General features: G+C 41.4%; 10 protein-coding genes. 3 read left to right on the top strand and 7 right to left on the bottom strand.

Annotation, left to right across the window (positions count from 1 at the left end; all coding sequences use genetic code 11):
• Positions 1 to 480, bottom strand: a complete 480-nt coding sequence (locus tag K333_RS0102545; RefSeq protein WP_024989046.1) for a hypothetical protein — start codon at positions 478 to 480, stop codon at positions 1 to 3.
• A 39-nt stretch (positions 481 to 519) separates the two neighbouring features.
• Here K333_RS0102545 and K333_RS0102540 point away from each other — a divergent pair, with 39 nt between their 5' ends.
• Both K333_RS0102540 and K333_RS0102535 read left to right on the top strand, forming a co-directional pair.
• Positions 520 to 1,956, top strand: a complete 1,437-nt coding sequence (locus tag K333_RS0102540; RefSeq protein WP_027452293.1) for an ATP-dependent DNA helicase — start codon at positions 520 to 522, stop codon at positions 1,954 to 1,956.
• Between the two features lie 62 nt (positions 1,957 to 2,018).
• Complete coding sequence (locus tag K333_RS0102535) at positions 2,019 to 2,690, top strand: SprT-like domain-containing protein (RefSeq protein WP_027452292.1); 672 nt, start codon at positions 2,019 to 2,021, stop codon at positions 2,688 to 2,690.
• A gap of 62 nt (positions 2,691 to 2,752) precedes the next feature.
• Here K333_RS0102535 and alaS read toward each other — a convergent pair whose 3' ends face one another.
• The gene (alaS, locus tag K333_RS0102530) at positions 2,753 to 5,419 is read right to left on the bottom strand and encodes an alanine--tRNA ligase (protein WP_024989047.1); all 2,667 of its coding nucleotides are present in this window, start codon (positions 5,417 to 5,419) and stop codon (positions 2,753 to 2,755) included.
• Between the two features lie 108 nt (positions 5,420 to 5,527).
• On the opposite strand from alaS, the gene K333_RS0102525 reads away from it, so the two are divergent.
• The gene (locus tag K333_RS0102525; protein ID WP_024989048.1) at positions 5,528 to 5,875 is read left to right on the top strand and encodes a MerR family transcriptional regulator; all 348 of its coding nucleotides are present in this window, start codon (positions 5,528 to 5,530) and stop codon (positions 5,873 to 5,875) included.
• A 93-nt stretch (positions 5,876 to 5,968) separates the two neighbouring features.
• Here the strand turns inward: K333_RS0102525 and K333_RS0102520 are convergent, their stop codons facing one another.
• From K333_RS0102520 to K333_RS0102500, 5 genes are read right to left on the bottom strand one after another with little or no spacing between them, the layout of a single operon-like run.
• Positions 5,969 to 8,260, bottom strand: coding sequence for a RelA/SpoT family protein (locus K333_RS0102520; RefSeq protein ID WP_024989049.1), 2,292 nt, complete (start codon positions 8,258 to 8,260; stop codon positions 5,969 to 5,971).
• A 39-nt stretch (positions 8,261 to 8,299) separates the two neighbouring features.
• Positions 8,300 to 9,658: a lytic transglycosylase domain-containing protein gene (locus tag K333_RS0102515; RefSeq protein WP_024989050.1), complete on the bottom strand. Its 1,359-nt coding sequence runs from the start codon at positions 9,656 to 9,658 to the stop codon at positions 8,300 to 8,302.
• A gap of 17 nt (positions 9,659 to 9,675) precedes the next feature.
• Positions 9,676 to 10,320 (bottom strand): DUF5683 domain-containing protein, encoded by a 645-nt coding sequence (locus tag K333_RS0102510; protein ID WP_024989051.1) that lies wholly within the window; start codon positions 10,318 to 10,320, stop codon positions 9,676 to 9,678.
• A 49-nt stretch (positions 10,321 to 10,369) separates the two neighbouring features.
• Complete coding sequence (locus K333_RS0102505) at positions 10,370 to 11,293, bottom strand: ParB/RepB/Spo0J family partition protein (protein WP_024989052.1); 924 nt, start codon at positions 11,291 to 11,293, stop codon at positions 10,370 to 10,372.
• A gap of 10 nt (positions 11,294 to 11,303) precedes the next feature.
• The gene (locus tag K333_RS0102500) at positions 11,304 to 12,071 is read right to left on the bottom strand and encodes a ParA family protein (protein WP_024989053.1); all 768 of its coding nucleotides are present in this window, start codon (positions 12,069 to 12,071) and stop codon (positions 11,304 to 11,306) included.
• Between the last annotated feature and the right edge of the window lie 20 nt (positions 12,072 to 12,091).

The following is a 12,091-nucleotide window of genomic DNA, read 5'->3' as shown; positions in this document are numbered from 1 at the left end:
TTACCAGTTTACTTCGTTATTGTTATCAGTTTCGATGTCTCCGAATTTAAGTCCAGGATATTGTCCTGCTGTATTTGCTTTTTCAATAAGTTGTTCTATTTCGTCGCTGTCCATACCACTGAGATAGTCGTGATACCCGGCGCCACATTCCATAAGTGGAATCTGTCGGCCACTTTTCCCTATTTGTACGGTAGCTTGCAGATCAAATCTTTTCTTTCCCGCAAAAGGTATATATTGCAAACTGTCTGCGAGGAATCCTTGACGGATGAGAGTAGAGAAACTCCCCGTATACGTCTTATATATCTGTCGGTATCTCTCCTCTGCAGTGCGAATCTTCAGCAGTCGTTTCTTGACTATGATTTCGCGTTGAGCCTGCTCTTTCTGGAAATTGAGAGGCTTGAGCACGCTGAGGATGCATAACAGAGACAAAACAACGACGCATCCGGCCAATATATAATTAATGTTTATTTTCGGTTTCATGTACAAACATTTTTGTAACTTTGCAAAGTTAATAAAAAAATGATAATCGACGAACTAAAATATCAGATATTAAAAGAATTTGGCTTTCCTCCGACAATTGAGCAAGAGCATGCAATCTCTGAGTTCGCAGAATTCCTTACCGATAGAGATCCTCATTCGGTAATGATTTTGCGGGGTAGTGCCGGAACCGGAAAAACGGTGTTGGCTAGTGCCATCGTCAGAACGATGAAGAAGCTGAAACAGAAAGTTATGCTCCTGGCTCCTACAGGAAGAGCCGCTAAGGTGTTTGCCCTCCATAGTAATCATCCGGCCTTTACCATTCATCGACGAATATATCGGGAAAAAGTTTATACTGGTGTCGGTGGCCAATTCAATTTGAATAACAATATGCATCAGGATACTTTGTTCCTGGTGGATGAGAGTTCTATGATCTCTAATTATGGAATGTCGGAGACGAGTTTTGGTTCGGGAAGGTTATTGGATGACTTGGTATATTTTGTCTATCAGGGGCGTAATGACAAGATGATACTCATTGGTGACAAGGCACAGCTGCCTCCGATAGGAGAGGAAGAATCACCGGCATTAAGTCCTATGGTAATGGAAGGATATGGACTTAAAGTCTATTGTTGTGATTTGAATGAAGTTTTGCGACAAAGTACGAATAGTGGTATATTATATAATGCTACCATGATCAGAAATATGATCACTCATGATGAGGTTACGCAATTGCCGAAAATTCAGTTTGATGGTTTTGCTGATATCGTCATGGTTCCCGGTGACGAGTTGATAGAGTCACTGGCTTCCAGTTACAGTGAAGTGGGAATAGATGAGACAATCTGTATCACGAGGAGTAATAAGCGTGCTAATATTTATAATCAGGGAATCCGGGGAATGGTTTTGGGCAGAGAAGAACAACTATCGAGTGGTGATATGGTGATGGTTGTGAAAAATAATTATTACTGGACTGCACAGGAGAAGGGAGAAAATGTGCCTTCGTTCTTAGCAAATGGTGACAGAGCAGAGGTGAGACGAGTTAGAAATGTTCGTGAACTTTACGGTTTCCATTTCGCGGATGTATGGTTAGACTTTCCTGATTATGATAATTATGAGTTAAAGTCTACTGTCATCATGGACAGTTTGATGACCGAGGCGCCATCGCTTACCAATGAACAAACCGAACAACTCTTTGTCAATGTGATGAAGGATTATGAAGATATTCCATTGAAAGGTGACCGCATGAAAAAAATGAGAGAAGATACCTATTTTAATGGATTGCAGATAAAATATGCTTATGCCATAACATGCCATAAGGCCCAAGGTGGACAGTGGGCCCATGTTTATCTAGATCAGGGATATATGACGGATGATATGCTGACACCTGACTATATTCACTGGTTGTATACAGCTTTTACCAGAGCTACTGAAAAATTGTATCTGGTGAATTGGCCAAAGACGCAGACCTGTTTTAAATCATAAGTATGAATCTTGTGTTCGGAAATTTTGTAGCATGAATTTATACTTCTTGTGAGAGGATAGTGATGGTAGTAACAGAATCTTGGATAAAAAAAGAATTTATAAAGTTTAATTCCCTATATTTCGACGGGAAGTTACCTATGCCAATTATCAAGTTATCGCATGCTCGTACCCAACTGGGTGCTCTTGCTTATAAGAATGAATGGCTTTTGGGGCGTCGTATAAGGTGTTTTGATTATACGATTAAGTTGTCTACTTATTATGATATGACGGAACGTCAGGCTCAGAATATATTAATTCATGAGATGATACATTATTATATCGCATATTTTAGAATTAGAGATTCGAGACCGCATGGCGTCAAATTTCAAAAGATGGCTTCTGACTTGAACAGAAAGTATGGTTGGGAGATAAAGGCTATTGAAGTAGCCAAGGATTGGAAGGTAGCAGAATATTATAGAAAAAAGGAGGAACAGAAATCTCCTCGTCAATATTTGGTTCTTGCACTCAAGGTGAATAGTGGTAAATATTATTTTTGCAATATCAGTCCTAAGGCTTATGCCAAACTTGAAAAAGAATATCTGCATAGAAAAGAAATTCTACAATATGGTTGGTATACGACACAAGATAGTTATTTTAAGGGTATGCCTATTTGCAGGACTTTGAGAGGTAGAAAGGTTTCTGAAGAAATGTACAAGCGTATGACTAAGGAAATGACTGTTTATAAGAAGAAATAAAAAACCGGACCCCAATCACTTGGAACCCGGTTCGTTGATTTAGTGAATATATATATAACTGATTATAATTCTGCTAATTCAATGACTTTATCAACAGCGGCATTCAAACCGTCAGCATCTTTACCACCAGCTTGCGCATAGTGAGGTTGACCACCGCCACCACCTTTGATAAGTTTGGCTGCTTCGCGGATAATCTTTCCTGCATTAAGTTCATGCTCTTTAACCATATTGTCGCTGAACATAACACTCAACAAAGGTTTGTTGTTTTCAACAGAACCGATGACGCATACCAAATTCTCAGGAATTGCTTCGCGAACCTTGAATACCAAATCTTTGGCTGAGGCCGCATCGATAGGAAGTACGGCCTTGACAACCTTGATACCATTTACGTTCTGAGCCTTCTCGATAAGGCCTTTCTTCAGCTGTTCAACCTTCTGAGCACGGAAGATCTCGATTTGTTTCTTCATGTTATCGTTGTCCTCGATATACTTCTTGATAACAGACTCTAGATCCTTTGCGTTATTGAACAGAGTCTTGATAGATACCAAAGTATCCTGTACTGCATAAATAGCATCTTCGCATGCCTTACCGGTAAGAGCTTCGATACGACGTACTCCGGCAGCAACACTACTTTCTGATATAATCTTGAAGAAACCGATGCGGCCTGTGCTCTGAGCGTGGATACCGCCACAGAACTCACAACTTGGTCCAAAGCGAACGACACGTACCTTATCTCCATATTTCTCTCCGAAGAGGGCGATGGCACCGAGCTCCTTAGCTTCTTCGAGAGGTGTGTCACGATGTTCGTCAAGAGGTAAATCCTGACGGATCATATCGTTGACGATGCGCTCAACCTGACGGAGCTCCTCATCGGTTACCTTCTGGAAGTGGGAGAAGTCGAAGCGAAGGGTGTTTGCATCAACGTATGAACCCTTCTGCTCAACATGATCACCAAGAACCTGTTTTAAAGCATAGTCGAGGAGGTGAGTTGCTGTATGGTTAGCAGCAGAACCATTACGCTTCTCGATATCTACACATGCCATGAACTCGGCACGAGGATCCTTTGGCAATTGTTTGATGATATGGATGCTTTGATTGTTTTCGCGTTTGGTGTCGATAACCTCAATGTTCTCATCATCGTTAACGAGTACACCGGTGTCACCAACCTGACCACCCATCTCTCCATAGAAAGGTGTATGGTCGAGAACAACCTCAAAGAAAGTGTTCTTCTTCTGAGTTACCTTGCGATAGCGGAGGATATGACAGCTGTATTCTGTATAATCATATCCAACGAACTCCTGTTCGCCCTCCTGAATAACTTCCCAGTCACCATTCTCGACAGCAGCTGCATTTCTGGCGCGAGCTTTCTGCTTTGCCATCTCCTCGTTGAATCCGTTCTCATCTACGGTATAGCCATTCTCTGCACAGATCAACTCTGTCAGGTCGAGAGGGAAACCATAAGTATCGAAGAGGCGGAATGCAGAGACACCATCAAGTTGTGTCTTCTTGTGAGCCTTCAATTCGTCCAAATCACCATTGAGGAGGTTGATACCCTTCTCCAATGTACGGAGGAAGCTATCCTCCTCTTCCTTCATTACTCGACCGATAAGCTCCTGCTGTGCATTGAGTTCGGGATAAGCTGCACCCATTTCTTTGACAAGAACAGGAAGAAGTTTATACATGAAAGCCTCTTTCTGATCGAGGAAGGTATAGTAGTAACGAACGGCACGACGAAGAATACGACGGATGACATAACCTGCTTTGGCATTGCTTGGTAACTGGCCATCAGCGATAGCAAAGGCTACAGCGCGGAGGTGGTCGGCAACGACACGGATGGCAATATCAGTCTTCTGTTCTTCGTTCTTACCTTCACCATTCTTACCCTCCGGGAAGGTGTGACTGTATTTCTTTCCGGAAAGACGTTCAATCTCAGTGATGATAGGAGTGAAGAGGTCGGTATCATAGTTGGAATTCTTGCCCTGCATCAAACGAACGAGGCGCTCGAATCCCATACCGGTATCGATAACATGCATCTTGAGCGGTTCAAGAGTTCCGTCAGCTTTTCTGTTGAACTGCATGAACACGATGTTCCAAATCTCGATAACCTGTGGATGATCTTTGTTGACAAGTTCTTCACCTGGAACTTTCGCTTTCTCCTCTTCAGGACGGAAATCAATGTGGATTTCTGAACAAGGTCCACAAGGTCCCTGGTCACCCATCTCCCAGAAGTTATCGTGCTTGTTTCCATTCACGATATGATTCTTAGGGAAATGCTTTTCCCAATAACTTGCAGCTTCATCATCGCGACCAAGATTCTCCTGAGCGTCACCCTCGAAGACAGTAACATATAAGTCTTTAGGATCAAGGTGAAGAACATCAACTAAAAATTCGTAAGCATAGTCAATGGCACCTTCCTTAAAGTAATCGCCAAAACTCCAGTTGCCTAGCATCTCGAACATGGTGTGATGGCTCAAGGCTGAGTCACGACCTACTTCTTCCAAATCATTGTGCTTTCCGCTTACACGTAAGCATTTCTGAGAATCGGTACGGCGACGAGGTTCTGGTTCCTTTGTGCCGAGGATGATATCTTTCCACTGGTTCATACCAGCATTTGTAAACATCAACGTAGGGTCGTCCTTAACAACGATAGGAGCAGACGGTACGATAACGTGTCCTTTTGACTCAAAGAATTTTAGATATGAGTCACGGATTTCATTAGCTGTCATCATATTATTTATGCTTTAATTTTATCTTTTCTAAAAAATCATGTGCAAAGATACGAAAAAGTTGATAGATTTTATTATCTTTGCATTTAAAAGATATAAAAACGAAGAATTATGCCGTTGAATCCGAACAAAAACGTGAAATTGTACTATTCAATCAAAGAGGTTGCCTCTATGGTTGGTGTAAATGAGTCTACTCTGAGATTCTGGGAAAAGGAGTTCCCACACCTTCGTCCTAAGGTTACGGCTAATAAAGTACGGCAATACAACGATAAGGATATTGAACAGGTTAAATTGATTTATAACTTGATCAAGGTTCGTGGATTCAAAATTGCTGCTGCTCGTAAGTATATCAATGAGAATCGTGCCGGTGCAGACAGAACTAGCGAGATATTGGAAACGTTGTTATCTGTCCGTGAGCAACTCAAGGATTTGAAAAAATCTTTGGACATGATCGTGTGATCATATTATCTTTGCCTTGGAATTCCTATTGCCTTTCTGAGTTGGAACGCAGTTAACTCGTAATTCCATACTGTTAACTGCGTATGTTCGTCATTATTTGATTTGCTGTACTTCTTGTAATCCGTCAATACCCTTAAGGTTGTCCATGATGACCTTTACATCGTCTCGGTCGTGAACTTTCAAGTCTATCTTTCCATCAAAGATACCTTCGTCACTATTGACGGTGATGCGGTGAATGTCCACATTCAGTTGTCCTGATATGACCTTGGATACATCCAACAGCATACCTTTTCTGTCGATACCTTGTAGTTCAATGGTGGCATCGAAGAATAATTGCTTATGCATGTTCCATTTTGCATCGACAATCCTGTTACCGAAACTGGATTTTAATTTCGTGGCTACCTTACAGGCGCGCTTGTGTATCTCAATATGGTTCTGATTGTCGATATATCCTAAGATGTCGTCTCCTGGTATGGCATGGCAACATTCTGGGAAGATGAACTGATGAATGTTCTTTTCTGAGATGATGATAGGTTTCTTCTTATTGAAGTTTTTATCGACAACAAAGTATTTCTGGAAATCTTCGGTAGCCTCTTCGGTTTCAGCGTCGTTTGTCTTTTTACCTAAGAAAGGCACATAGCGTCTCCAACCTTTGCTGGCACCATCTCGTTTGTTCTTGTTCTTACCTTGTATCTCATCGATGTCTTTTTCTCCAAGGATGATACTATAGTCACCCAATGACTGGAAGAAGTTTTCGTGCTTCTTCATGTCATGATAGTCACATAATCTATCAAGTATTGATGTACTTAACTCCAGATTGTTGGATTTAAGCCAATCGTTGAGGATATTCTCTCCCTTCTTCTGTATCTCTCTGTTGTCTCTACGGAGGATTGCCTGAATTTTGTTTCTGGCTTTTGCCGTGCTGACAAAGTTAATCCAAGAAGGTTTGACGTGTTGGCTCTTTGAGGTAAGAATCTCAACTTGGTCACCACTATTTAGTTTATGACTTAGTGGAACTAGTTTATGATTTACCTTAGCTCCAATACAATGACTTCCTAAGAATGTATGCAATTGGAAGGCAAAGTCGAGAGCCGTACATCCTGCCGGCAACGTCTTGATTTCACCCTTTGGGGTGAATACAAAGATTTCACTCGCAAACAGATTCAGTTTGATGCTATCCAGAAAATCCATGGCATCAGGTTGTGGATCGTCTAGGATTTCCTTGATAGTACTCAACCAATCGTTGAGTTCGTTCTCGTCTTCCGTGTACTCTTCACCTTCTTTGTATTTCCAATGTGCAGCAAAACCTTGTTCTGCGACTTCGTCCATCCTGTCACTTCTAATTTGTACCTCGACCCATCTTCCGAGTTTACTCATCAAAGTGACATGAAGAGCCTGATAGCCGTTAGCTTTCGGATGATTCAACCAATCACGTAAGCGGTCAGGGTGACTCTTGTAGATTTGACTGATCGCAACGTATATACTGAAACATTCGTTAATTTCTTCAGTTCTTACTTTTGGAGTGAAAATGATTCTTACAGCAAGGATGTCGTAGATCTCGTCAAAGGTGACATGCTTGTTCTGCATTTTACACCAAATAGAATATGGACTCTTTATTCTTGCTTTGATGGAATACTGTATTCCCATCTTGTCAAGAGCCTTCTTTATCGGGGCAGTAAAGTTATCGAATAAGAAGTCTCTTTGTTTTTCTGTATTGGCGAGTTTCTTCTCGATATTAGCATACTCGTCAGGGTGATCATAGCGGAAACTTAAATCCTCAAGTTCGGTCTTAATCTTATTTAATCCTAATCGATTGGCCAGCGGGGCATATATATATAAGGTCTCTCCGGCAATCTTATATTGCTTGTTAGCAGGCTGAGAGGCTAAGGTTCGCATATTGTGCAATCTGTCACAAATCTTGATGAGGATGACACGGATATCATCACTCATCGTGAGCAGAAGTTTCTTGAAGTTCTCGGCCTGTGCAGAAGCCTTGTCACCAAAGATGCCACCGCTGATCTTGGTTAGTCCATCAACGATTTGTGCTATCTTCGGACCAAAAATGTTCTGGATATCTTCTACGGTATAGTCTGTGTCTTCTACAACATCATGAAGAAGAGCGGAACAGATACTGGTAGATCCGAGTCCCATCTCTTCGCATGCAATCTGAGCTACGGCGATAGGGTGCATGATATAAGGTTCACCCGATAATCTTCTCACTCCCTTGTGAGCTTGTCGGGCAAAATTGAAAGCTTTGGTCACGATGTCGATTTTCTTTCTGTGTCGTGACGCTAGATAGGTGTCAAGAAGATGCTGAAACGCATCATTGATCATTTTGTTATCGGCTTGTTCTCTTTCCAAGTCTTTCAAATTTTGATCGTCCATATCCTAATCTCCTTATATTAATTTATGCACAAAGAACTTTTATTTGATTCTGATTTTCTTTCCGGAACGGATGCCGTTTCCTTTTATTCCGTTAAGTTTCTTCAGTTTCTTAACGGTGGTATGGTTGCGCTCTGCGATTTCTGAGAGTGTGTCACCACTCTTGATCGTAACGCTTTGCTGCTTTTTCTCCTTCTTGTCTTTTTTATTTTTCTTCTTGGTATTCCGTGAACCACTGTTAGAAGGTTTGCTACTCTTCTTATGACTACTTCTTCTTCTAGAGTAAGACGGGGCCTCATGATTCACCTCCACGATGGTTCTCTTCATGAGATATTCGTCAGCTTTATAGTTATAGATGGAATCTTCACGGTCGATGTATGTTCCGATAAGAGAAGACGGAAGACGTACCGTTGCCGGTGAACTGAATCCGTTAATATATTCATGGCGATATTGTGGGTTTAGTTCAGCCAACAAATCCTTGTCGATACCTAATACTGCGGCAATCTGGTCGAAATGAACATCTTTGTTGATGACGATGGTATCAGTCTTCGCCGGTAAACTCGTAAGCATCGGACAGATGTTGTGCTCGCAATAGTAATTCATAATGTAGTTGGCAGCGATAAATGCAGGTACATATCCTCTTGTTTCCTTAGGAAGATAAGGGTATATGTTCCAATAGTCAGCATCACCTTTGGCGCGGTGTATAGCCTTGTTTACTTTGTCCGGGCCACAATTATATGCTGCGATAACTAAGTTCCAGTCATCAAAGATCTTGTATAAGTCACTCAGATAATGAGCTGCGGCATAAGATGCTTTTATCGGATCACGTCGCTCATCGACCAGAGAGTTGACTTGAAGTCCATATCGCTTTCCTGTACCAATCATGAATTGCCAAAGACCTGTGGCACCGACTCGGGAAACAGCATTAGGATTTAGAGCAGACTCGATTACTGGCAGATATTTCAGTTCAAGGGGTAGGTTGTATGCTTCCAATGCCTGCTCAAAAATAGGAATATAGAAATTCTGAGCACCTAACATATAGCTGACAGAACGACGCAAGTCATTACTATAATGGTCTATGAATTTCTGTACCACCTCATTGTATGGCATCTCTATGATCGTCGGAAGTCGTTTCAATCGATTGATATATACCTCCTCATCGTAGATAGGGTTTACGTCCTTGTAGTTACAAGATGTATCTGGTTGCAGATAGGTTCTGGAGTTATATAAATGCAAAAGACTATCTACGTCTACAAACATACCCTCTGGTATATCGATATCTTGTTTGTTTCCTAAACTATCGGTTACAGTAATAACATCATTCTCAACCTTATTCTGGGCTTGCATCGCGCAACTCCAGAAAGAGAGGAATAGAACCAATAGTAGATGTATTTTCTTCATTATAATGCTTGTTGAATTTAAAAGTTAAGACTACATTGCAATCCAATTGCACCGGAGCTTAGCGGACTGCTGTTTAGTTGATTATTGATAATCGTTGGTTGAATGTGCATACTGAGATCTTTAGAGATATCGAAATCACTTAGAGAAGCGTCAACGTATGCATCAATGATAGAGAGAGCATAGACACCAATAAGTGAGAAAACACTTAGGTCGCGCCATCTACGATAGCGGTCTTTACGCTTACGGAATATTTCCTCGTAGCGTGCTTTATTCTCTGGTGTAATTTTGTTTCCTAAATGTAGGAATTGATTATAGCTTTGTGTTGAAGGATTGTTATCTACAAGGTCCATATATGCTTGGGAATAATCTCTATACATATTGTTGTTCCATGTCATAGCATATACACATCCCACGACACCTCCATAGAAAATAGGCAGTTTCCAGTATTTGTGATTATAGATCTGTCCTGCTCCTGGTAATACGACAGAAAGCCATAGCGCTCTCTTGACGTCTGGTTTCCATGTATTCCAATCTCTTTTTTGTCGTTTGGGCTTGATGTTGCTTGTAGACTTCGCTTTGTCAAGGGAGTCGGCTATGATAAAGTCCATATCATCGTCGACTACTTGGGTATTCGTAGTATCAACAACTTCTTGCGCCTTCATCTTAGATGGTGCAAGAAGTAGAGTGGTAGCTAGACAAAACAGAAATAGTTTATTCACTTTGCTGATCCTCTTTCAATTTGTCGAACACATTCATGATGTGCTCAAGTTCTTCTTCGTTAGAGAAAGGAATACTGATCTTTCCTTTTCCCTTTGGTGAACATGTCATTTGAACTTTGGTGTTCAGAAAACTGGAAAGTCTTTGTTTTAGAATGTTGAATTCCTCTGGAAGTTGTGCTTTTGCAGCAATCTTCTTCTTTCCACTTTCTATGTCTTCTCCGTTCTTTAGTTGCTGAACGAGTTCTTCTACTTTGCGTACAGAATATCCGTTCTTCTGGATTTCCTTGAAGAGCTTTATCTGTAGCGAAGGACTGTCGAGAGAGAGAAGGGCACGGGCGTGTCCCATATCAATCTCCTTCTTTTGTAATGCCATTTGTACCTGAGCCGGCAACTTGAGCAATCTTAGGTAGTTGGCGATGGCAGCACGGCTCTTTCCTACGCGCTCAGAAACCTTCTCCTGTGTCATACCCGTATTTTCCAAGAGATGCTCGTATGCCAAAGCGATTTCTATCGCATTTAAATCTTCTCTCTGGATATTCTCGACGAGTGCCATTTCCATGACATTCTCATCACTGATGGTACGAATATATGCAGGTATAGCTTTCAGCCCAGCTAATTGAGAGGCTCTCCATCGACGTTCTCCTGCAATGATCTGAAATCTATTCTCGGTTACCTGTCGAAGGGTAATAGGCTGAATGATACCAATCTGAGCAATACTGCTTGCCAATTCTTTTAAAGCTTCGTCATCAAATTCTCTACGTGGCTGGTTAGGATTGGGCTCAATTTGATCGATTGCAATTTCGTTGATAGTGCTACTACCCGAAGTGCTAATCGGTTCTGTAGAAATCAATGCGTCGAGTCCACGACCTAGTGCATTTGTCTTTGTGCTATGATTAAACTTCTTGTGTACTGCCATTTTCTAATTTTCACTTTTCATTTTTATTGATGATTTCCTTGGCTAATGCAAGATGATTCTTCGCTCCTGTAGAATCCGCATCGTAAAGGATAACAGGAAGTCCGTGACTAGGACTTTCTGATAATTTAACGTTGCGCTGGATAACGGTTTTGAAAACCAATTCCTGGAAATGACGTTTTACCTCGTCGTATATCTGATTTGCCAAGCGAAGACGACTGTCGTACATTGTCAACAGGAAGCCTTCGATTTCCAATTTCGGATTGAGCTTGCTCTTGATAATCTTGATCGTGTTCAGAAGTTTGCTGATTCCTTCAAGTGCAAAATACTCACACTGCACTGGAATGATGACAGAATCTGCAGCCGTAAGAGAGTTGACCGTAATCAAGCCTAATGATGGCGAGCAGTCTATCAATATGTAATCGTATTCTTCACGAATTGGATCAAGAAGTGCTTTGATTACTTTTTCACGGTTGTTAAGATTAAGCATTTCAATTTCAGCACCGACCAAATCAATATGGCTAGGGATGATATCTAGGCCATCAATATCTGTAGTGTAGATGGCATCGCGAACATCTGTGTGGTCAATGATGCACTCATATAAGGAACAGTCAACTTCTTTAATGTCGACACCTAAACCACTTGAAGCATTAGCTTGTGGGTCTGCATCGACAACTAGGACAGTCTTTTCGAGTGTAGCCAATGACGCAGCCAAGTTTATTGTGGTTGTCGTTTTGCCCACACCGCCTTTTTGATTGGCTAATGCAATTATTTTTCCCATTTTCTTATTCCTTTCAATAC

Origin of the sequence: Segatella albensis DSM 11370 = JCM 12258 (assembly GCF_000426565.1) — a bacterium.
Lineage (GTDB): Bacteria > Bacteroidota > Bacteroidia > Bacteroidales > Bacteroidaceae > Prevotella > Prevotella albensis.
This window is presented reverse-complemented; position numbering and strand designations above follow the sequence as displayed.

Coding starts and splice junctions, on each gene's coding strand:
- K333_RS0102515 (WP_024989050.1), bottom strand. CDS start 9,658: ATGAAGAAAATACATCTACTATTGGTTCTATTCCTCTCTTTCTGGAGT.
- K333_RS0102535 (WP_027452292.1), top strand. CDS start 2,019: ATGGTAGTAACAGAATCTTGGATAAAAAAAGAATTTATAAAGTTTAAT.
- K333_RS0102510 (WP_024989051.1), bottom strand. CDS start 10,320: ATGAAGGCGCAAGAAGTTGTTGATACTACGAATACCCAAGTAGTCGAC.
- K333_RS0102500 (WP_024989053.1), bottom strand. CDS start 12,071: ATGGGAAAAATAATTGCATTAGCCAATCAAAAAGGCGGTGTGGGCAAA.
- K333_RS0102545 (WP_024989046.1), bottom strand. CDS start 480: ATGAAACCGAAAATAAACATTAATTATATATTGGCCGGATGCGTCGTT.
- K333_RS0102540 (WP_027452293.1), top strand. CDS start 520: ATGATAATCGACGAACTAAAATATCAGATATTAAAAGAATTTGGCTTT.
- K333_RS0102520 (WP_024989049.1), bottom strand. CDS start 8,260: ATGGACGATCAAAATTTGAAAGACTTGGAAAGAGAACAAGCCGATAAC.
- alaS (WP_024989047.1), bottom strand. CDS start 5,419: ATGATGACAGCTAATGAAATCCGTGACTCATATCTAAAATTCTTTGAG.
- K333_RS0102525 (WP_024989048.1), top strand. CDS start 5,528: ATGCCGTTGAATCCGAACAAAAACGTGAAATTGTACTATTCAATCAAA.
- K333_RS0102505 (WP_024989052.1), bottom strand. CDS start 11,293: ATGGCAGTACACAAGAAGTTTAATCATAGCACAAAGACAAATGCACTA.